Raw genomic sequence first — 20124 nt, 5'->3', positions numbered from 1 at the left:
TTAGCGTCGGGCGGTGTCTGTAATCGGAGTGCACCGCTCGACTGTCCTTGCGTGTGCCCTACTGCTGGTGCCGCTCGCCGCGTGCAGTAGCAGCGAGAGCACCGATCCCGACCCCGCGTCCGAGAACAGCTGTGTTCTCGGTGCCAGCGGCGGCACCCCGGTAGAGGGGACGCCGAGTGCGAGTTCGGGTGACATCTCCACCAATCCCGAAGTGGCGACCGGGTATCGATCCGACATGGCTCCGGTGGAGACGGCCTCGTATTCCGTCTCGACGGCCAACCCGGTCTCCACCGAGGCCGCGTGCGCGGTCCTGCGTGACGGTGGCACCGCGACCGACGCGCTGATCGTGGCGCAGACGGTGCTCGGCCTCGTCGAGCCGCAGTCCTCCGGCATCGGCGGCGGGGCCTTCCTGATGTACTACGACGCGGCCACCGGTGAAGTACAGAGCTACGACGGCCGCGAGACCGCCCCGATGAGTGCGACCGGCGACTACCTGCGGTACATCGACGACGTCGATCGCACTCTGCCGCAACCCGATGCCCGTTCGAGCGGCCGATCGATCGGCGTCCCCGGGGTGCTGCGGATGCTCGAGCAAGCCCACGACGATCACGGCACCAAGCAGTGGGGTGAGCTGTTCGACCCCGCAATCGGTCTCGCCGACAACGGAATCGAGATCAGCCCGCGCATGGCATCGTCCATTGCCGACTCGGCACCGAAGCTCGCCCTCGACCCCGCGTCCAAGGACTACTTCCTGCAGCCGGACGGCACCGGCAAGCCGGCCGGGACGGTGCTGAACAACCCGGCGATGTCGAAGACGCTCTCCGCCATCGCAACCGACGGTGCGGACGCCTTCTACACCGGTGACATCGCGCAGGCCATCGTCGACGCGACCGCGGACACCACCGCCGGCCGTACCCCCGGACAGATCACGCTGGAGGATCTCGCCGCGTACGAACCCAAGACCCGCACGGCCGTCTGCACCGAGTATCGCGACCACGACATCTGCGGTATGCCCGGCCCGTCCTCGGGCGGTATCGCGGTGGCGTCGGCGATGGGAATTCTGTCGAATTTCGATCTCGCGCAGTACGCCCCGACGGGAATGGACGCCAACGGCGGAACCCCGACGGCCGAGGGCGTGCACCTGATCGCCGAGGCCGAGCGCTTGGCCTACGCCGACCGCGACAAGTACGTCGCCGATCCGGACTTCGTACCACTGCCCGGCGGATCCCCCGATGCACTGCTCGATCCCGAATACCTCAGTGAGCGAGCGGGACTGATCGACGAGGGCAGATCCATGGGCACAGCGCAGCCCGGCGACTTCGGCCCGGTGCAGTTCGCCTCGTCCACCGATCCCGAGTTCGGCACCAGCCACATCTCCGTCGTCGACAGCCAGGGCAATGCAGCCTCGATGACGACGACCGTCGAGTCGGCTTTCGGCTCGTTCCACATGGTCGACGGCTTCCTGCTCAACAATCAGCTCACCGACTTCTCGGCATCGCCGGTGGCCGAGGACGGTACGCCGGTGGCCAATCGCGTCGAGCCGGGGAAGCGTCCGCGTAGTTCGATGGCACCGACCCTGGTCTTCGACCGAAACGACGACGGCACGCGCGGAGATCTGGCGCTCGTCGCCGGCTCTCCCGGCGGTTCGGTGATCATCCAGTTCGTCGTCAAAACACTGGTGGGACTGCTCGATTGGGGTATGGATCCGCAGCAGGCGGTGTCGATGGTCGACTTCGGTGCGGCCAACACCCCGTCGACCAACTACGGCGGTGAGCACCCGAACGTGATGGGCGAGAACGATCCGGTGGTCGTGCAGCTCCGCGAGATGGGCCACCAGGTGTCGGTCGCCGACCAGTCCAGCGGACTGAGTGCGCTGCAACGGACCGACGGAGGTTGGATCGGGGGAGCGGACCCACGCCGCGAGGGTGAGGTACTGGGCGGTTAACTCACAAACCGGTAGCCCATACCGGTTTCGGTGATCAGATGCACCGGGGACGCCGGATCTCGTTCGAGCTTCTGCCGCAGTTGGCCGAGATAGATTCGCAGATAATGTGTTTCACGCTCGTGGCCGGGTCCCCACACGGTGCGCAGTATGTCCTTCTGCGACACCAGCTTGCCCTCGTAGCGCACCAGCAGTTCGAGAACCCCCCATTCGGTGCGGGTCAGGTGCACGTTCTCGCCCTGCCGTACAACGGTTTTGGCGGCGAGATCGACGGTGAAGTCCTCGGTGACGACAACGGGGTCGGCGACGGAGTGCGGTCCACGGCGCAGCGCGGCGCGCAATCGGGCCAGCAACTCGTCCATGCCGAAGGGCTTGGTGACGAAGTCGTCGGCACCGGCGTCGAGTGCCTCGACGGTATCGGCCGAATCGGTGCGAGCCGAGAGCACCAGGATCGGTACGTCGGTCCAGCCGCGCAGACCGGCGATGACGTCGATTCCGTCGATGTCGGGCAGCCCGAGGTCGAGAATCACGATGTCCGGGTGGAAGTTCGCGGCCACCCGCAGCGCCTCTCCGCCACTCGCCGCGCTGACCACCTCGAACCCACGGACATTGAGGTTGATCCGCAGCGCCCGCACGATCTGCGGCTCGTCGTCGACGACGAGCACCCGCACCTTCACCTACTCGCCGCCTTCAACTCGACCGTCATCGTCAGCCCGCCGCCCACGGTGTTCGATGCCGTGACGGTACCGCCCATCGCCCGCACGAATCCTCGCACCACCGACAACCCGAGCCCGACGCCCACCGAGTTGTCGCGATCCCCGAGGCGCTGGAACGCGTCGAACATCGTCTCCTCGGCTCCCTCGGTGATGCCGGGGCCGTGGTCGGCGACGGAGATACTCGCCCACTCGCCGTGCACCGCCGCACTGACGATGATGTCGCCGGTGGGTGCGTAGCGGGCACTGTTGTGCACCAGGTTCGCCAGCACCCGCTCGAGCAGACCCGGGTCCGCCAGCACTTCGACATCGCCCACGTCCACTCGAACCCGATCGTCGGCTCCGATCAATGCGCCGGCCAACACGTCGTCGACGAAAACGGGTCGCAGGCTCGGCTGAACCACGCCCGCTTGCAGCCGCGAGGAATCGAGCAGATTGCTCACCAGAGCGGTCAGCTGATCGGCAGACTCGTCGATGGTGGCCAGCAACTCGTCGGTGTCCTCGGGCGAGAATTGCACGTCGGTGCTGCGCAGCGACGAGGACGCCGCTTTGACCGCCGACAGTGGCGTCCGCAGATCGTGGCTGACGGCGGAGAGCAATGCTCGACGCAACGCGTCGGCCTCGGCGAGCGCGTTGGCTCGGCTGGCTTCCTCGGCAAGACGCGCCTGACGGACCATGCCGGCCGCCTGATTGGCCACCGCCGCGAGTACCCGCCGATCGTGCGCGTGTGTGCGTTCGCCGACGAGCAGCAGCGTGAAGTCGCCCGCGTCGACCTCGGTGTCGGCTGCGGCACGGTCGACAGGAGCCTGCGCACCGGCGCTGCCCACGATGGATCCGGACTGGTTGTCCCACAGCGCAACGCCCGTCTGCCGATAGGTCTCACGGGCGCGTTCGAGGAGTGCGGTCAGATCCGCTCCGCGGAGTACCGATCCGGCGAACAGCGTCAGCAGCTCGGCTTCCTGGGTGGCCCGGCGTGCCTGACGCGTCCGCCGGGCGGCGGCGTCGACGAGGGCGGCGACGGCAACGGCGACGAGGAGCAGCACGACGGTGACGACGAAGTTGTCGGGCTCGGCGATCGTCAGGCTGTACCGGGGTGTGGTGAAGAAGCAGTTGAGCAGGAAGCCCGCGATCAACGCCGAGAGTGCCGCCGGCGCAACCCCTCCCAGCAGCGCGACACAGAGCACCACCATGAAGAACAGGGCGCTCTCACCGCTGGAGTCGAAGTCCGGTCCGACCGTGCTCAGTACGGCCGCGGCCAGGCACGGCACCAGGACGGCGGCGACCCACGCGATGATCCGTCGACGACCCGAATCGACCTGCATGCCCCTGCGGGTGGCCTGCTCGGCGTGGGTGACCATGTGTACGTCGATCTTTCCCGAGTTCTGCACCACCGCAGCGCCGATGCCCTCGTCGAGGATGCGGGCGGCACGTGACCGTCTCGAGGTGCCGATCACCAGCTGCGTCGCATTCACCCCGCGGGCGAAGTCGAGCAGCGTCGTCGGCACGTCGTCGCCGACGACGCTGTGCACGCTGGCACCCAGCCCGGCGGCCAGCTTGCGCACCGAACCCATCTGCGGTGCCGAGACACCCATGAGCCCGTCGCCGCGGACGATGTGCAGCACCATCAGCTCGGCACTGGACTTCGAGGCGATGCGACTGGCGCGGCGCAGCAACGTTTCCGATTCCGGGCCACCGGTCACCGCCACCACCACGCGCTCGCGGGCCTCCCACGTGTCGGTGATGCGATTGTCCTTGCGGTACTTCACCAGTGCCGCGTCGACCTGATCGGCGATCCACAGCAGCGCGAGCTCGCGCAGGGCGGTGAGGTTACCGCCGCGGAAGTAGTTGCTCAGTGCGGCGTCGACCTTCTCGGCGGCGTAGACGTTGCCGTGCCGCAATCTGCTGCGCAGCGCCTCGGGGGTGATGTCGACCAACTCGACCTCGTCAGCGGCTCGAACGACGCTGTCGGGCACGGTCTCTCGCTGCGGCACCCCGGTGATCTGCTGCACCACGTCGTTGAGCGATTCGAGATGCTGGACGTTGAGGGTGGAGATGACGTCGATGCCTGCGTCGAGCAGCACTTCGACGTCCTGCCACCGCTTGCCGTGCACGCTGCCCGGGGTGTTGGTGTGCGCCAGTTCGTCGACGAGCACCACCTGCGGCTTTCGGGCCAGGACGGCGTCGAGATCGAGTTCCTGCGCCGAGGACCCGCGGTACTCGACGGTCGCCATCGGCAACACTTCGATGCCGTCGAGCGCGTCGATCGTTCGCGCTCGGCCGTGTGTCTCGACGACCGCCGCCACGACGTCGCAGCCCCGGCTGCGCAGTCGATGCGCCTCGCCGAGCATGGCGAAGGTCTTGCCGACGCCGGGCGCTGCGCCGAGGTAGATCCGCAGCTCACCCCTGTCCGCCACAGCCTGTCTCCTCACCCGGCCGGTATGTGTCCCGTAGTGCCAGGTTCAACTCCGGAACGTTCACCGCTTCGGCACCGAGTACACCGTACTGCGGCCCGTGCGTGTACTCCGCGACCAGAGCCTCGACGTCGCTCACCGACGCCCCGTTGGCCTGAGCCACTCGCGCGATCTGGATGGCCGCGTAGGCGGGGCTGATGTCGGGATCGATCCCCGAACCGGACCCGGTGACGGCATCGGCGGGTACCGCAGCAGGATCGACGTTCTCCCGAGCGGCGATGGCAGCGCGGCGCTGCTCGACGAACGACGCCAGCACCTCGCTCGACGGCCCCTGGTTGGTCGGCAGCGCCGCCGCCGGATCCCCCGGAGCGAACGCGTCGTCGTCGGACACCGACCCGGTGACGCGGGTGTGGAAGAACGGATCCGGCTCTCCCGGAGCCACCTGCGGGTCGACGCCGATCAACGAGCTTCCGACGACGCAGCCCCGGGCGTCGCGCAGCGGCGAACCCTCGGCGGAGTCGGTCCCGATACGGCTGATGCCCCAGACCACGGCCGGGTAGCCGATGCCGAGAACGACCGTCAATGCCAGCAGCACTGCGAAGCCGGCCACGACCTGGCGAAGAAATCCCTGTACGAAGCGCATGATCAGCCAATCCCTGGAATGTGTCGAACGAGGAGGTCGATGAGCCAGATGCCGACGAACGGGCTGATGACGCCGCCGACGCCGTACACCAGCAGGTTCCGGCGCAGCAATGCTGCCGCCGACGCCGGGGTGTAGCGAACACCTTTCAGCGCCAACGGGATCAGCGCGACGATCACCAACGCATTGAAGATCACCGCAGACAGGATCGCCGATTCCGGCGTCGCCAGACGCATGATGTTGAGCCCACCGAGCTGCGGATAGACGGTGGAGAACATCGCCGGCAGAATCGCGGAGTACTTCGCCAGATCGTTGGCCAGCGAGAACGTCGTCAGCGCGCCGCGGGTGATGAGGAGCTGCTTGCCGATCTCGACGATCTCGATCAACTTCGTCGGGTCGGAATCGAGATCGACCATGTTGCCGGCTTCCTTGGCGGCGGACGTGCCGGTGTTCATCGCGACACCGACGTCGGCCTGGGCGAGAGCCGGGGCGTCGTTGGTCCCGTCGCCGGTCATCGCGACCAGCCTGCCGCCCTCCTGTTCCTGCCGGATCAGCGTGAGCTTGTCCTCGGGCGTCGCCTCGGCGAGGTAATCGTCGACCCCGGCCTCGGCGGCGATGGCCTTGGCGGTGAGCGGATTGTCGCCGGTCACCATCACCGTCCGAATTCCCATGGCGCGCAGCTGTGCGAACCGCTCGGCGATGCCCGGCTTGACCACGTCGGAGAGCTCCACGACACCGAGAGCACGAGCAGCAGAACCGGTCTCGCGTACCGCCACCACCAGCGGCGTACCGCCGTTCTGGGCAATGTCGTGCACGGTGGCGTCGAGATCTGCCGTCCCGCCACCCTCACGAATCCAGCCGTAGACCGAATCCGCTGCACCCTTGCGGATCTCCATGCCCGGTAGGTCCAACCCACTCATCCGAGTTTGCGCCGTGAAGGCCACGAACTCACCGCGCTCGGATTCGCCTTCTGCCGTTGCAGATTCGAAGTCACGCTCGACCAGTTCGACGATGCTGCGGCCCTCGGGGGTGCCGTCGGCGAGTGAGGACAGTCGGGCTGCCCGAGCCAGTTCGACGGCGTCGACGCCTGTGGCCGGGTGCAGTCCGGTCGCGCGTCGATTTCCGAACGTAATGGTGCCGGTCTTGTCCATCAGCAACGTGTCGATGTCGCCTGCCGCTTCCACTGCGCGTCCGGACATCGCCAGCACGTTGCGTTGCACCAGTCGGTCCATGCCCGCGATGCCGATCGCCGAGAGCAGCGCGCCGATCGTGGTGGGGATCAGACAGACCAACAGTGCGATCAGCTGGATCAGATCCTGCTGCTGCCCTGCGTAGTTCGACATCGGACCGATGGCGACGACGGCGAAGAGGAACACGATCGTCAGGGACGCGAGCAGGATGTTCAGGGCGATCTCGTTCGGCGTCTTCTGCCGAGCCGCGCCCTCGACGAGTGCGATCATTCGATCGACGAACGTCTCACCCTGCGCTGCAGTGATTTTCACGACGATCTCGTCCGAGAGCACGATGGTTCCGCCGGTCACCGCCGATCGGTCGCCGCCGGACTCGCGCACCACGGGAGCCGATTCTCCCGTGATCGCCGACTCGTCGACGGTGGCGATGCCCTCGATGACGTCGCCGTCACCGGGTATGACCTCACCTGCCGAGACGATCACCTCGTCGCCGACGAGCAATTCGGCACCGGCGACCTCTTCCACTCCGGATGCGGTGCGACGTCGGGCAACAGTGTCCTGCTTGACCTTTCGCAGGCTGGCGGCCTGGGCCTTGCCGCGGCCCTCGGCCACGGATTCGGCGAGGTTGGCGAACAGCACCGTGAACCACAGCCATCCGGTGACGAACCAGGCGAACACCGACGGCTGGGCGATCGAGAGGATGGTGGTGACGATGGAGCCGAGGAAGACGACGAACATGACCGGGTTGCGGGCCAGGTGCCTCGGGTCGAGTTTGCGGAACGCGCCGGGGACGGCCGTTCTCAGTGACAGGTTCATTGCATGGCCTCTGCTATGGGTCCGAGAGCAAGTGCGGGGAAGAACGTGAGGGCGGCGACGAGAATCGCGGTGCCGATCAGCAATGTGCCGAACAGCGGCCCGTCGGTGGGGAGGGTGCCTGCGTTGGGTGCGCTGCGTTTGGTCGTCGCCAGCGATCCGGCCAGTGCCAGCACGAAGACGATCGGCAGGAAGCGGCCGAGCAACATCGCGACACCGAGGGAGATCTGGAACCAGTCGCTGGTCACCGTCAGTCCACCGAAGGCGCTGCCGTTGTTGTTCGAGGCCGACGCGTAGGCGTAGAGCACCTCGGTGAAGCCGTGGATACCGGGATTGCCCTGATAGCTCGTCGTCGATTCGAGAATCACGGTGATGGACGTGCCGACGAGCACGAGGATCGGCATCACCAGTACCGACAGCGCGGCCATCGTGATGGCGCGTCGACCCAGCTTCTTGCCGAGGAATTCCGGAGTGCGGCCGACGAGCAGGCCACCGACGAACACGGCGATGACCGCGAGCACGAGCAATCCGTACAGGCCGGTGCCGACGCCGCCGGGCGCGATCTCGCCGAACAGCATGTTCAGCAGTACTGTTCCGCCGCCGAGTGCAGACATACTGTCGTGGGCGGAATTGACTGCGCCGGTGGATGTTCCGGTGGTGGACACGGCGAACAACGCCGACGCCGGAATTCCGAAGCGGACTTCCTTGCCTTCCATCATCGCGCCCGCGGCGGTTGCTGCGACGCCACGGGTTCCGGACTCGGCGAACAGCGTGACCGCCAGCAGCGTGGCCCAGAGCGACGCCATGACCGCCAGCAGCGTCACGCCCTGCTTGCGGTTTCCGACCATGGTGCCGAACGTGCGGGTGAGCGCGACCGGAATCAACAGCAGCGAGATGATCTGGACGATGTTGGTCAGTGGGGTCGGGTTCTCGAAAGGATGCGCGGAGTTGGCTGCGAGGATGCCGCCGCCGTTGGTGCCGATTTCCTTGATCGCCTCCTGAGAGGCAACGGGCGCAAGCGCATTGGTGACAGCCTGCCCGTCCAGTCCGGTGGAGGTGAATCCGGTCGAGAACGACATGATGGTGCCCTGAGTCAGCATGATCACGGCCACCAGCAGCGCCAGCGGCAACAGAATGCGCAGTGTCCCGCGAGTGAGGTCGACCCAGAAGTTGCCGAGCTCCCCGCCGGTGGAGACACGCACGAAGCCACGGATGACGGCGATCGCAACCGCGAGACCGACTGCGGCAGAGACGAAGTTCTGCACCGCGAGGCCCAGCGGCTGCGTCAGGTTGGACAGCGTGGTCTCGGGGACGTACGACTGCCAGTTGGTGTTGGTGACGAACGACGCGGCGGTGTTGAACGCCATCGCCGGGCTGACACCGGACAGGCCTCCGTTCAGCGGCAGCACACCCTGAATTCGCTGCAGTACGAACAGGAACACGACGCCGGCGAACGAGAACCCCAGCAGACTGGTGGAATAACCCACCCACGTCTGTTCCGAGGCGGAGTTCACCCGAGCCACCCGATAGAGCAGACGCTCGACGCGCGTGTCGTGGGACGAGTCGAACACTCGGGCCATGTAGTCGCCGAGCGGTACGTACGCCGCAGCCAGCACGACGATCACCACCGCGATCTGCAGGCCCGCGACAAGAGCAGGATTCATGGCGGCGTCAGAACCTCTCCGGATCGAGGAGAGCGACGAACAGGTACACCGCAACACATGCGGCAACCACGAGACAGAGCAATTCGGTCATTGCTCGATCCTGAATCCCGCCACCGAGCCGAGCCGCGTTCCTTACGCTTTCTTACGCCGTCGACCAGCGGTCATGACGCAGTTATTACGCTAGCGCTCCTCGATGTCGTCGACGCGGATCTCCACGACATCGCGTCCGAGGGTGGTGCCCAGCAGATCCGACACGGTGTCGATCGCGATGGTCGCCAGCTCGTCTCCCGCGGCCTGCAGGTCGTCGCCGTACACGCCGATCACCGCGACGAACAGGCCGATACAGGCATGGTCGTCGAGGTCGAGGTCGATCTCGGTCGGCTGCGCGCCGCGTACGCCTGCGAGTGCACGCCGGAGCGTCGTCTTGACGATGTGATCGCTGATGCGCAGCGAGTCCGCCGGTCCCGCCGTGGAGCCGAGCGGATACGCGCTGTCGATGGGCCACGTACGCCTGGTGGTGTTGCGCACTTTCGTGAGGATGGACGCGCTGATGTCCACCCAATTCGGTTCCGGCGGTGCGTCCCGAAGTTCGGTGGCAGCACGCGCGAGAACCGAATCCGGCTCTACTGGGTTCGCCATGTTGCCAACCTTTCGCTCAATGTTGCTCGTGCTCTGGTCAACTGACCACGTACTGCGCCTGCGGACAACGTCATGATCGCGCCGATCTCGGGATGTGTCAGGCCCTCGACCTCGCGGAGCAGCCAGCATGCCCGCTGGCGATAGGGCAGCTCCGACAACGCGACGCCCAGCTCGGTCATGAAGCTGTCGGCCTCGACATCGGCCTCGGGATTGCTGCCCGCGCCGGTGCTCTTGCGCTCGAACAACCAATCTTCGGCGGGTGGAACGCTGCGCTTGCGGCGATGGTCGATCACCTTGTGCGACACCAACGAGAACAACCATGTTCGCAGAGCCGATTCCCCACGGAAATTGTCGAGGCCCTTCCACGCTGCCACAAAAGCGTCCTGCACCACCTCCTCGGCGGCACCTTGATCGGACAACATGTTGCGCGCATAGCGGAACATCTCCGGGCCGTAGCGCCGGACGATCTCCTCGAACGCATCGGTCTCGCCCAGCGCCGCAGCGCCGACGAGAACGCGGTCCGACGCGTCAACCCACTCCATCGGGCCCCCAGTTCGCTTCATCGTGGTCATCGATCACGCAAGTCTCTCGATACCGGTTTACCAGTAGACGTAATCTATGACGTAGGTCACTTTATCCGGGCGTGCGTTTCACCGATCGAGCTACGACCAACTCCTGTCACACACTCTGCACCGAAGACATACAACGAAGAGAGGCATTCATGAGCTCCACGACGGACACCAAGGCAACCGTATCCGCAGCAGGCGAAGGAAAGACCGACATCACCACCAAGTCGGACTCCGTGCTCGTCAGCTCGCAGGGCCGCACCACCATTGCCGATACCGTCGTCTCCAAGATCGCCGGCATCGCCACCCGTGAGGTCCAGGGAGTGCACGCCGTCGGCGGCGGAGCCAGCCGCGCAATCGGCGCTCTCCGCGAGCGCATCCCCGGTGCCCGCGTCAACCAGTCGCAGGGCGTGTCGGTCGAGGTCGGCGAGCGTCAGGCAGCGGTCGACATCGACATCGTCGCTGACTACGGCGTCTCCATTGCAGACCTCGCAGCGGGCATCCGTCGCAACGTCATCAACGCCGTCGAGCGCATGACCGGCCTCGAGGTCACCGAGGTCAACATCGTCGTTCACGACATCTACCTCGACGACGGCTCGGACGACGAAGACACCACCAGCGAGCCCGCCACCACCCGAGTGCAGTGACCGACCCGCACATGACGGAACGTGACAGGTCCGAGGACATCGCCGACGCCGTACTGGCGATCGACGGTGTCGTCGGGCTGCACGGCGGCATGTTCGGTGAGGCCGCTACGTATCTGCCCGGGCGTCGTATCGCCGGCATCCGAATCGGTGAGGACGGGACCGAGGTCCACGTATCGCTGGAGTTCGGTGTCGCAGTCCGCGAGACGGCCGATGCAGTACGACGCACAGTGGCGGCGATGGTCGACGGGCCCGTGCACGTCACCGTCGAGGACATTGTGCGAGTCTGACCAGGTGAACCAGCACGCAGCGCAGGACCGAGCCGCCGAATACAAGGCGGCTCGGCGCGCTGTGGCACGCGAACACCACCCCGACATCGGCGGCGATCCGGCCCGGTACATGGCCGAACTCGCTGATGTCGACCGACGATTCGCGGTGCTGCCCTCGGCCCCTGTCAACGCAGCGAGCACACCGACGGCATTCCGTGCGTCCTCGATTCCGTCCCCTCTACGCACACTTCCCAAGCGGATCGCTCGTATCCGCAAACGCGTCACCAGGCGCAACTACTTCGAACTCTGAGTGGAGATCAAGACCATGACCACTGCAACCATCGGTTTGTTCGTGGGACTTCTGCTGGCCATCGCCGCAGCGGCAGGCGGCTTCACCGGCTTCCTCATCGCCATCGTTCTCGGCGGCCTCGGATTCTTCGTCGGCCGCTACATCGACGGCGAACTGGACCTGAACTCGATCATGCGTGGTCGCGGTCGTGACTGAGACAGCTGCGACCGACACCCCCGAGGACGCCGGCGAACGCGGATCACTGGAGATCAAGCACAAGGCCGTCGAGCGCCTGGCAGTACTCGCTGCCCGCAGCACCGACGCCGTTGCCGATCCTCAGCCGGGCCTGCGCGTCCTCGGTGGGCGTGACCTACCCAAGGCCGACGTGACGATCAACGGCTCCCGCGTTCGCGCCCAGGTCGCGGTGGCGGTCACCTGGCCATCGCCGCTGGCGAAGGTGGCCGCTGAAGTTCGCGCCGCCGTGGCTCGGGATCTGTCCGAGCTGGGCATCTACACCGTCGATCGAGTCGACGTCACCGTCCAATGCGTACCCGCCGAAGCAACCGTCGAAGAAGGGAGAGTGCAATGACCGCGAAAGCGACGAAGAAGCCGGTAGCGAACCCCGCCGCGGCCGTACCCGCAATCCTGTTCGCACTCGTCCTCATCGGAGCCGGTGTGGTCCTCGGCCGAGAAGCGTTGCTGAACCTGGGTGCCATCGACGGCCCCGAGTGGGTCGGCCCCGCTGCCACGAACCTGGACGGGCTCACCGCGCAGAGTTGGATGTTGCCGGGCGGAATCGCCGCCGTCGTCGTCGGATTCATCCTCGTTCTGCTCGCCGTCAAGCCACGCCGGCGGACTCACCGTGCCCTCACCGAGCAGGACGTCTGGCTCCGCAAGGGTGACGTCGCCGCTGTTGCTCGCACTGCCACTCTCGACAACGCCGGTGTCGACTCCGCGACGGCCAAGGCCGGAAACAAGAAGGTCACCGTCGCCGCGTCGACCGTGACGGGCACCGACACCGCAGCGCTGAAATCGTCGATCGCCACCTCCGTCGACGACGCTCTCCGCCCACTCGCGCCGGCACCGAAAGTCCGCACGCGAGTGCGAACGACAGGACAACCATCGTGAAACGCGCAACTGCCTCGGTCGACCGCACCAGTACAGCGGTCGTCGGACTCGCACTGATCGCCCTCGGCGGCGGAGCAATCGCGTGGGAACGTGGCCAGTTCCCGGGCCGCGAGCGCATCGATGCCGCGTTCGTCGACACCACCGTCGACGCCGGCTGGTGGCCTTGGGCTCTCGGAGCAGGCGCGATCGTTCTCGTACTTCTCGGACTCTGGTGGTTGCTCGCGCACCTGCCCCGCCGTTCGGTCGGCACCGTCGCGTTCTCGTCCACCGCAGACTCGGATGTCGACGGCAGGCTCAGTGTCGATCTGACCACCGTCGCCAAGAGTGCTGCCAAGTCCCTGGCAGCTCACGAGGGCGTCGTGTCGGCACACGGCCGATCGGTGTCGGACCGCGGTCAGCGGGTCGTCGAGATCACCGCGACCATCGACCCGGCCGTGACGACACTCGACAAGGTCTCCGCGGTGGCGGCACAGACGCGCAACGACATCGTGACGTCACTGGACGGCACTCCCGCCGCAGTGCGAATCCTGTTGCAGTGCGGAAAGTCTCGAAAGCAGTCCGTTCGCGTGAGCTGACTTCCGCTCGCACGCTCAGGAGAATTCGATCTCCCCGATCAGGCCGTGATGGTCCGATCCGGGGAGATCGATTCTTTCCAGCGACCGCGCATGGCCGGAGTTGGTGAGGATGTGGTCGATCCCGACGACAGCGGGCGTGCCCTTGTCCGTGGGATAGGTCGGGATCAGGCCCTTGCCCAATTGTGCTGCGGCGTCCGAGTATCCGACGTCGAGCAGGTTGCGGAACTTCTTGTGCGAGTACGTGGTGTTGAAGTCCCCGCTGACGATCACCCGGCCGGTGCCTGCCACCGCCTCCAAATCGTTTCGGAGCGTGTCCAATTCAGCGGTCCAGATGTCCGCCGGGGTGATGTAGGCGGGACCGGGATGCACGGCCAGCAGCGTGACCGGCTCGGAACCGGGGACCTCGACCTCGGTGGCGAGATTGACCGGGCCGTATCCGTTGAGCTGCCGGTTGTCCGAGATCGGGAATCGGCTGTAGATTCCGGCTCCGCCGCCGCCGGTCACGTGCGGCTCGAGGTAGCTGTAGGGAAAGAGTTCGTCCATACCGGCGTCACGGAGACCGACCACCGACGCGTCGGTCAGTTCCTGGATCGTGACGACATCGACGGCACTGTCGCGGGCCTGACCGACCACAGCAATGGGATCGGCCAGCCCGATCATCAGATTCGCCTGCATGACGCGCAACCGCACGCCCTCGCTGCCCGTCGCGTCCTCCGGTGCCGCGTCCGCCACGTAGAGCGGTGCGTAGGCCACTGCGCCTGCAGCGAGAACCAGTGCGGAGACTCCCGCCAGAACCCAGCGCCTACCGATCAACGCCACCAGGGCACCGACCACCACGGCGATGAACATCAGCGGAACGAACGACGCGAGCGCGATCAGGACGTTGACCCGGGTGTCGGTGTAGTAGACGCCCAGTGCCACGAGCCCAGTAGCGATGCCCAGAATGGCGATCGAGCCGGTGAGTATTCGTATCCAGGTTCGCTGCATCCGCCCTAGAGTAGCTACGCTCGCACGCCGCCGACCAACGCTCGGATGGTCGTCCAGGTCATCGACAACAAACCGCGAACCGCCGCGAACGAGAACGCAATGGACCACACCGTTCGTGTCGACGGTTCTTCGACCGGCACTCCGGCGAATCGATCGGACAACCAGTTCAAAGTCAGAGGCGCACCGATCGGGTGCAGCGACAGGTGTTCGCTCAGCCGATCCCGCAGATAGGTCACGTGGGCTCCGGCCTCGATGTACCGATCCACCTGCCCGTCGACGTCGTCGACGGCGATGATCTGATCGTGCACCGACTGAATGACCAGCAGCGGTGCCGTCGGGGCGGTGCGCCCGGGCTGAATATCCAGGAACACCTGCACGATCTCGGGCAGTGCCAACAGATCGGCCAGCGGAACGTCGATGTAGTGGTCCAGGTCGTGCCTGGCCAGTTTGGTCACGGCGCGCACTGTCGTCATCGACTCCACGGAATCGAGAATGCGCATTCCGTCCTCGTCGACGTGCTGACGGATCACCCGATCGAGCTCGGGGTAGGTCCGCCGCAGGCCGGCCACCACCAGTGTCGGCAATGCTGCGTGCAGCGTCGCATTGAGCCGGGTGAACGCCGAACCCGGATCGCCGACGGGGGAGCCGAGGGCGGCACCGACCAGCTCGATCTCCGGTGCGTATTCCGGAGCCATCTCCGCTGCCCAGGATGTTGCGAGCCCGCCGCCCGAGTAGCCCCACAGCGCGACCGGCGTGCTGTCGTTCAATTCGAGCGGCTCGAACGACAACGCCGCGCGGATGGCGTCGAGCGTGCAGAACCCGGGTTCCTGCGGCGAACCCCAGTGGCCGTCGGGTCCCTCGTGATCCGGGATCGAGATGGTCCACCCTCGGCGCAGGGCGTGCAGTACCAGCAGGAACTCGAACTGTGGGACCGCGCCGAACGCCCGCGAGCCACGCCGAAGCGCGTAGGACGGGAAGCACGAGGATGCGACGCCGTCGATCGCACACTGATACGACAGAAGTACCGGCTCCGCGTCCCGCGGGCGCAGCACCGTCGTGACGCTGGCCTGGGGATACCCACCGAGATCAGCGGTTCGATAGAGCAGCTGCCATGCATCGACTCGCTGGCGCACACGACCGAACATCGCGACCTCGACCGGCCGTACCTTGAGAATCGTCCCCGGTGGAGCCGCTTCGTACCCATCGGGCGCGGCGTAGAAGGGGTCGTCCTCCGGCCTGGTCGCGTCGCTCCGGCTCGGTGCTCGTTCCACCGGCCAGGGCTGTTCGTCCTCCATCGATCTGTCGACGCTCATGTCCCACCGCTTCTTGTCCGAGTCTCGCCGTCACACTAACTTGCCCTCAACGACTCCATTTCATGCAGCCTGCTGCCAATTGGTGATCAGGACGTCGGTCGCGTAGCTGAGGTCGAGGCCCTCCCCACCCCAGTTCGGGATTATGGCGTCGGGCGCGATGCCTTTGTGTCGCCGCCTGAGTTCGTCCGCGTCGCCGGACATCGTCGGCGCGTGAATCATCTCCATTCCCGAAGGATGGTGAAACGAGAAGCGTTGATCGTCGAGGGCTTCGATGAAGAAGTAGCCGTCGTGCAGCGCTCGATGGTGTTCGCCGCACAGCAGGACCAGGTTGTCGAGCGTGGTCTTGCCTCCCTGTGAGCGGTAGGTGACGTGATGGGCATGCAGAAATCGAGTGCGCCCACACCCGGGCACCGTGCAGCATCGATCCCGAATGATCAACTGCCGCAATTGGGTTCGGCTCGGCGCTTTCGCAGTCGAACTCCACCGCACAGTCTTGCCGAGGCGGCCGTGGCCGACCGTCCGCATGACCGCAGAACACAGCACCTGAGCCAACGTTTCGTCGTCCAGACCCGGGCCGTCGTCGAAATGGGCATGATCGTGACCCGCCTCGTCGATGCCGCCGAGGTGGACCAACACTTCCGCTGCCGGTGAGACCACCGGCGAATCCATTCCGGCACAGACCATCTCGGCCATGGCAATCATCGCCGGCACCGGGTTCGACGGTGCCGGAGCCGCCCGGTCACCCTCGGATTCGCCCTCGGTTCGGGTGCGCTCGTACTCCGCCCTGGTCAATGCAGCCAGAAACCGCTTGCCGTCCTCGGGCCGAAAGCGCGCCGTCAGCACGAGCGAGCCGTCGTCCTCGTCCCAGCGCCACCGCCCCACGGACGGATCGGCATCGACTCCGTTACCCCTGGTCGGACGCATCGCTTTCTTCAGGCCACGGCACAGACGCTCGATGTGGGCAGCAGGTGCATCGAGCGCCTTCTGCAGCAGCGACGCCTCGTTGTCGACCGTGGCCACCCTCGTCATCGCCCGAACCTTCGAGTAGGAAACCGTGCCGCTCAGGTACGCCGAGGTGATCAGCGGCAACTCCCGCATCGCCTTGGCCACCCGTACCTGCTCACGGGCCGTGTGCAGGTCGACTCCCGCACGCCACGACAACCAGTGCGCACAGGACCGCACTTCCCATCCCGCCCATCCGCGTCGAGCATCGAACTCACCCACCAGAATCAGATACTGCGCCGACGCCGCAGCGATCTGACCGGCCAGAGCGCAGATCTCGGTCTCGATTTCTCTCGTCTCGATCCGTCCCGCCTCGGATCCTGCCTCTTGCATGTCGCTCATGAACGCCCCCATTCATCGAATGCATGTTCGACGAAGCGTACGACGCGGTACCGACAAGAACTTCTCGACGAGGTCCGACGCGTCCCCGCGGGGACGTTCCGGGCTTGCTTTCTCGCTGTCCGGCCCGATACTGACACCGGATGCTGGTTCCGAGCGGAGGGCGGTAGGCGCACGTGAGCGACGACCCGCCGGTACCCGAGCAGGCCACGAGACATCCGGCACCGACTGGGCAGCGAATGCCCTACATGGCCGACGTCCGCAATCCTCTCGCGCGCTTTCGCAGTCCGCTGCGCAGCACGTGGTTGACGTCGCTGTTCGGTGCGGTGCTGCTCGTCGCGCTGCCGATCATCACGGTGACGGGGCTGCTCTCGTACAGCGCCTACGGACCGCAGTTCGGCCAGGCCAGACCCGGAGCCGTCGGGTGGCTGCGGTTGCCGTACTTCGACTGGCCCACCAACCCTGCCTGGCTGTACCAACTCACCCAGGGCCTGCACGTCGGGCTCGGGCTGATCATCGTGCCGCTCGTCATCGCCAAACTGTGGTCGGTGATGCCCAAGCTGGTCGAACTACCACCGGTCCGATCGCCGGCACATGCGCTCGAACGACTGTCGCTGTTGGCACTGGTCGGTGGCCTGCTGTTCGAGATCGTCACCGGCGTTCTCAACATCCAGTACGACTACGTGTTCGGTTTCGACTTCTACGCCGCTCACTACTTCGGTGCCTGGGTGTTCATCTCCGGATTTCTCGTGCACCTCGGTCTCAAGGTTCCGCTGATGTGGCGCACCCTGAGGTCCGAGTCCCTGATGGACGTGTTGCGGGCCCGCAACGAAGCTCCGGACCAGCAGTGCGACGACAGCCCCCCGTCGACCATGAGTCGACGCGGTGCCATCGGATTGGTCGCTGCCGGAATGGGTTTCGTCGCGGTGTTGACCGTCGGCCAGACGCTCGGAGGAGTGCTGCGCAAGGCCGCGATTCTGCTGCCTCGCGGACGCTCGTACGGTGACGGCCCCAACGACTTCCAGATCAACCGAACCGCCGAAGCTGCGGGGATCACCGAGGCGCAGACCGGGCCCGACTGGCAACTGACGATCAGCAGCGCAGCCGACGACGCCGTCCCGGTGGTGCTGTCTCGGGGCAGGCTGCTGTCGATGCCGCAGCGCACTGCCGAACTTCCGATCGCGTGCGTAGAAGGATGGTCGACCACGCAGACGTGGACCGGCGTCCCGTTGGCCGAACTCGCCGCGCTCGCAGGCGTACCCGCACCGCGATCGGCCGAGGTCACTTCGCTCGAGCAGAACGGTGCATTCACGCGCGCGGTACTACAGGGAAATCAAGCGAGCCATCCGGATTCGTTGCTCGCGTTGCAAGTCAACGGCGTGGATCTCTCGCTCGATCACGGATTTCCCGCGCGCGTGATCGTGCCTGCGCTGCCGGGCGTACACAACACCAAATGGGTTGCCACCATCGTGTTCCGTTCGTGACTTCCGGCTGTGCGCTTTTCAAACCTCCGTGAATGGTAAAGAATCTTTCTTCGGTGGCCCGTGGGGCTGCCGACGAGGGTGTGTTCTCTCGCCTCGATGAGTTCCGAAGGTCATGCCACGATGCTTGCTTTGTCCAGAGGCCTCCTCGCCGCAGGTGCAGCGCTCACGCTGCTGTTCGCCGCAGGATGCTCGTCGTCCGAATCGGGCAATGCCGTTGCCGCAGACACCACCACCTCGTCCTCCACGTCCGCCGCGGCCGGCACCACCGATGACGTATCCGGCCAGGAAGGCATCGACGCCGGCGGCTCCACCGACATCGACGTCGAGATCGGTCAATGCGTCCAACTCGGCGGAACGATGACGGCCGCCACCATCGAGAACGCCGAATGCGGCAGCATGGAATCGAACTACAAGGTCATCGCCAAGGCCGAGCAGAACGAGCAGTGCCCCACCGACGTGAATCAGACCTACTACGAGACACTCGACGGTGTGGAGCAGGGGGCACTGTGCCTCGACGTCGACTGGGTCGTCGACGCTGCATGAGCGTGCCCACCGTCGGTATGGACGAGCCCTCACGAGTCGACTGCAACGACCCCACCGCGACCGACGTCGAACAGGTCACCGAGATCAAGACCGGTACCGCCGATCCCAACGAATGCCCCGAGGGTGGATTCGCCTACGATTCAAGGCAATTCGTCGTCTGCACCACGACGATCTCCTAGTCGAGCTGCGCCGTCACCATCTGCGTGACGTAGCGGTAGTCCACGTAGCTGTGGCGGGCGATGGCCGCGTGTACTGCGCCCAGGACCTCGCCGCGGCGCACGTCGTCCAGGGCTAGATGGCTCGAGTACGTGGCGGCCATGGCGCAGAATTCATCTGCGGAATAGCGCTGAACCCATTCGTATGTCGAGGTCGTCCACGGACCGAAGCCGGCAGCGCGGGGCACGTTCGACTCCGGTTGCGCACCGAGAGAGTGCGCCAACAGTGGTGCCGCTGCCGGCTCGGTTGCGTCGTAGGCCGCCCTGACCGCTTCCCATGCCGGGCCCTCTAGGTCGCCCGGCATGTTCCACCACAACCGAAGGACGCCGCCGGGGACCAACGCGCGGGCCGCTACTGCAGCTCCTTGCTCGTGGTTCACCCAATGCCAGGATTGGGCGGCGACGACTACATCGAACGACGCCGCCGGGACTGCACAATCCTCGAACCGTGACACCTGCACTTCGACGTCGCGGTTCTCGGTGCGCCGCCGAACCAGCTCTGCCATAGCCGGATCCGGTTCCACCGCAACGACGGACGCACCGAGTTCGGCCAATGCAACGGTGGCTTTACCGGTGCCTGCTCCCGCCTCGAGCACTCGCAGCCCGTCCCCGGTCACGACGTCCGCGTACAACTCGGCGGGGTAGCCGGGACGGGCCCGGTCGTAATTCTCGGCAACCTTGCCGAAGCTCAGTGCACGCGATGACTGCTCTCCGTCGGTCACCGCATCGACGGTACCGAGCGCTGACTTGCCAGGAAC

The 20124-nt window shown here is 65.9% G+C and carries 21 protein-coding genes and 1 pseudogene; 10 read left to right on the top strand and 12 right to left on the bottom strand.

Annotated elements, in window-relative coordinates; genetic code table 11:
* Positions 1 to 22 precede the first annotated feature (22 nt).
* Positions 23 to 1945, top strand: a complete 1923-nt coding sequence (ggt, locus tag R3P93_RS11490; protein ID WP_394855290.1) for a gamma-glutamyltransferase — start codon at positions 23 to 25, stop codon at positions 1943 to 1945.
* Here the strand turns inward: ggt and R3P93_RS11485 are convergent.
* The 8 genes from R3P93_RS11485 to R3P93_RS11450 form a co-directional block, all read right to left on the bottom strand.
* On the bottom strand, positions 1942 to 2619 hold the full coding sequence (locus tag R3P93_RS11485) for a response regulator (RefSeq protein ID WP_317533056.1): 678 nt from the start codon (positions 2617 to 2619) through the stop codon (positions 1942 to 1944). The genes ggt and R3P93_RS11485 overlap by 4 nt on opposite strands.
* A complete protein-coding gene (locus tag R3P93_RS11480; RefSeq protein WP_317533055.1) occupies positions 2616 to 5069 on the bottom strand; it encodes a sensor histidine kinase KdpD in 2454 nt (817 codons plus the stop codon). The genes R3P93_RS11485 and R3P93_RS11480 overlap by 4 nt, the downstream gene beginning before the upstream one ends.
* Complete coding sequence (locus R3P93_RS11475) at positions 5053 to 5709, bottom strand: potassium-transporting ATPase subunit C (RefSeq protein ID WP_149406782.1); 657 nt, start codon at positions 5707 to 5709, stop codon at positions 5053 to 5055. Before R3P93_RS11475 ends, R3P93_RS11480 begins: the two co-directional genes overlap by 17 nt.
* Before the next feature lie 2 nt (positions 5710 to 5711).
* On the bottom strand, positions 5712 to 7712 hold the full coding sequence (gene kdpB, locus R3P93_RS11470; protein ID WP_317533054.1) for a potassium-transporting ATPase subunit KdpB: 2001 nt from the start codon (positions 7710 to 7712) through the stop codon (positions 5712 to 5714).
* Entirely contained in the window at positions 7709 to 9373 is a 1665-nt protein-coding gene (gene kdpA, locus R3P93_RS11465) for a potassium-transporting ATPase subunit KdpA (RefSeq protein ID WP_317533053.1), read from the bottom strand. The genes kdpB and kdpA overlap by 4 nt, the downstream gene beginning before the upstream one ends.
* Positions 9374 to 9380: 7 nt before the next feature.
* The gene (locus R3P93_RS11460) at positions 9381 to 9464 is read right to left on the bottom strand and encodes a potassium-transporting ATPase subunit F (RefSeq protein ID WP_082898670.1); all 84 of its coding nucleotides are present in this window, start codon (positions 9462 to 9464) and stop codon (positions 9381 to 9383) included.
* Between the two features lie 89 nt (positions 9465 to 9553).
* A complete protein-coding gene (locus R3P93_RS11455) occupies positions 9554 to 10012 on the bottom strand; it encodes a hypothetical protein (RefSeq protein WP_317533052.1) in 459 nt (152 codons plus the stop codon).
* On the bottom strand, positions 9997 to 10584 hold the full coding sequence (locus R3P93_RS11450) for an RNA polymerase sigma factor (RefSeq protein WP_317533051.1): 588 nt from the start codon (positions 10582 to 10584) through the stop codon (positions 9997 to 9999). The genes R3P93_RS11455 and R3P93_RS11450 overlap by 16 nt, the downstream gene beginning before the upstream one ends.
* Positions 10585 to 10733: 149 nt before the next feature.
* Between R3P93_RS11450 and R3P93_RS11445 the strand changes: the two genes are divergently transcribed.
* The 7 genes from R3P93_RS11445 to R3P93_RS11415 are packed head-to-tail and all read left to right on the top strand — an operon-like array spanning position 10734 to position 13483.
* A complete protein-coding gene (locus tag R3P93_RS11445; protein WP_068049443.1) occupies positions 10734 to 11225 on the top strand; it encodes an Asp23/Gls24 family envelope stress response protein in 492 nt (163 codons plus the stop codon).
* 11 nt (positions 11226 to 11236) lie between these two features.
* A complete protein-coding gene (locus R3P93_RS11440; RefSeq protein ID WP_317533050.1) occupies positions 11237 to 11512 on the top strand; it encodes an Asp23/Gls24 family envelope stress response protein in 276 nt (91 codons plus the stop codon).
* Between the two features lie 4 nt (positions 11513 to 11516).
* Entirely contained in the window at positions 11517 to 11801 is a 285-nt protein-coding gene (locus tag R3P93_RS11435) for a hypothetical protein (RefSeq protein WP_317533049.1), read from the top strand.
* A gap of 15 nt (positions 11802 to 11816) precedes the next feature.
* Positions 11817 to 11996 carry a hypothetical protein gene (locus R3P93_RS11430; RefSeq protein ID WP_027495126.1) on the top strand — a complete coding sequence of 60 codons (180 nt, stop codon included), beginning with the start codon at positions 11817 to 11819 and terminating at the stop codon, positions 11994 to 11996.
* A complete protein-coding gene (locus R3P93_RS11425; RefSeq protein ID WP_317533048.1) occupies positions 11989 to 12369 on the top strand; it encodes an Asp23/Gls24 family envelope stress response protein in 381 nt (126 codons plus the stop codon). Before R3P93_RS11430 ends, R3P93_RS11425 begins: the two co-directional genes overlap by 8 nt.
* Positions 12366 to 12908, top strand: a complete 543-nt coding sequence (locus tag R3P93_RS11420) for a DUF6286 domain-containing protein (protein WP_317533047.1) — start codon at positions 12366 to 12368, stop codon at positions 12906 to 12908. Before R3P93_RS11425 ends, R3P93_RS11420 begins: the two co-directional genes overlap by 4 nt.
* Positions 12905 to 13483, top strand: coding sequence for a hypothetical protein (locus R3P93_RS11415; RefSeq protein WP_317533046.1), 579 nt, complete (start codon positions 12905 to 12907; stop codon positions 13481 to 13483). The genes R3P93_RS11420 and R3P93_RS11415 overlap by 4 nt, the downstream gene beginning before the upstream one ends.
* Positions 13484 to 13498: 15 nt before the next feature.
* Here the strand turns inward: R3P93_RS11415 and R3P93_RS11410 are convergent, their stop codons facing one another.
* The 3 genes from R3P93_RS11410 to R3P93_RS11400 are packed head-to-tail and all read right to left on the bottom strand — an operon-like array spanning position 13499 to position 17127.
* Positions 13499 to 14470: an endonuclease/exonuclease/phosphatase family protein gene (locus R3P93_RS11410; protein WP_317533045.1), complete on the bottom strand. Its 972-nt coding sequence runs from the start codon at positions 14468 to 14470 to the stop codon at positions 13499 to 13501.
* 14 nt (positions 14471 to 14484) lie between these two features.
* The gene (locus tag R3P93_RS11405) at positions 14485 to 15783 is read right to left on the bottom strand and encodes a lipase family protein (RefSeq protein WP_269596158.1); all 1299 of its coding nucleotides are present in this window, start codon (positions 15781 to 15783) and stop codon (positions 14485 to 14487) included.
* Between the two features lie 60 nt (positions 15784 to 15843).
* Positions 15844 to 17127 (bottom strand): HNH endonuclease signature motif containing protein, encoded by a 1284-nt coding sequence (locus R3P93_RS11400; protein WP_269596159.1) that lies wholly within the window; start codon positions 17125 to 17127, stop codon positions 15844 to 15846.
* 236 nt (positions 17128 to 17363) lie between these two features.
* Here R3P93_RS11400 and R3P93_RS11395 point away from each other — a divergent pair, with 236 nt between their 5' ends.
* Positions 17364 to 18608 (top strand): molybdopterin-dependent oxidoreductase, encoded by a 1245-nt coding sequence (locus tag R3P93_RS11395; RefSeq protein WP_269596169.1) that lies wholly within the window; start codon positions 17364 to 17366, stop codon positions 18606 to 18608.
* Positions 18609 to 18728: 120 nt separating this feature from the next.
* Positions 18729 to 19330: pseudogene (gene lppU, locus R3P93_RS11390) on the top strand (LppU family putative lipoprotein).
* Here lppU and R3P93_RS11380 read toward each other — a convergent pair.
* Positions 19327 to 20088, bottom strand: coding sequence for a class I SAM-dependent methyltransferase (locus R3P93_RS11380; protein WP_317533044.1), 762 nt, complete (start codon positions 20086 to 20088; stop codon positions 19327 to 19329). The pseudogene lppU and the gene R3P93_RS11380 overlap by 4 nt on opposite strands.
* Positions 20089 to 20124 lie beyond the last annotated feature (36 nt).

Origin of the sequence: Rhodococcus cerastii (assembly GCF_033042195.1) — a bacterium.
In the GTDB taxonomy this organism is placed as follows: domain Bacteria; phylum Actinomycetota; class Actinomycetes; order Mycobacteriales; family Mycobacteriaceae; genus Rhodococcoides.
This window is presented reverse-complemented; position numbering and strand designations above follow the sequence as displayed.

Excerpts from the sequence above, each read along its gene's own strand:
- R3P93_RS11475 (WP_149406782.1), bottom strand. The coding sequence starts at position 5,709 with ATGCGCTTCGTACAGGGATTTCTTCGCCAGGTCGTGGCCGGCTTCGCA.
- kdpB (WP_317533054.1), bottom strand. The coding sequence starts at position 7,712 with ATGAACCTGTCACTGAGAACGGCCGTCCCCGGCGCGTTCCGCAAACTC.
- kdpA (WP_317533053.1), bottom strand. The coding sequence starts at position 9,373 with ATGAATCCTGCTCTTGTCGCGGGCCTGCAGATCGCGGTGGTGATCGTC.
- R3P93_RS11460 (WP_082898670.1), bottom strand. The coding sequence starts at position 9,464 with ATGACCGAATTGCTCTGTCTCGTGGTTGCCGCATGTGTTGCGGTGTAC.
- R3P93_RS11455 (WP_317533052.1), bottom strand. The coding sequence starts at position 10,012 with ATGGCGAACCCAGTAGAGCCGGATTCGGTTCTCGCGCGTGCTGCCACC.
- R3P93_RS11450 (WP_317533051.1), bottom strand. The coding sequence starts at position 10,584 with ATGACCACGATGAAGCGAACTGGGGGCCCGATGGAGTGGGTTGACGCG.
- R3P93_RS11445 (WP_068049443.1), top strand. The coding sequence starts at position 10,734 with ATGAGCTCCACGACGGACACCAAGGCAACCGTATCCGCAGCAGGCGAA.
- R3P93_RS11440 (WP_317533050.1), top strand. The coding sequence starts at position 11,237 with ATGACGGAACGTGACAGGTCCGAGGACATCGCCGACGCCGTACTGGCG.
- R3P93_RS11430 (WP_027495126.1), top strand. The coding sequence starts at position 11,817 with ATGACCACTGCAACCATCGGTTTGTTCGTGGGACTTCTGCTGGCCATC.
- R3P93_RS11420 (WP_317533047.1), top strand. The coding sequence starts at position 12,366 with ATGACCGCGAAAGCGACGAAGAAGCCGGTAGCGAACCCCGCCGCGGCC.
- R3P93_RS11410 (WP_317533045.1), bottom strand. The coding sequence starts at position 14,470 with ATGCAGCGAACCTGGATACGAATACTCACCGGCTCGATCGCCATTCTG.
- R3P93_RS11405 (WP_269596158.1), bottom strand. The coding sequence starts at position 15,783 with ATGAGCGTCGACAGATCGATGGAGGACGAACAGCCCTGGCCGGTGGAA.
- R3P93_RS11400 (WP_269596159.1), bottom strand. The coding sequence starts at position 17,127 with ATGAGCGACATGCAAGAGGCAGGATCCGAGGCGGGACGGATCGAGACG.
- R3P93_RS11395 (WP_269596169.1), top strand. The coding sequence starts at position 17,364 with ATGCCCTACATGGCCGACGTCCGCAATCCTCTCGCGCGCTTTCGCAGT.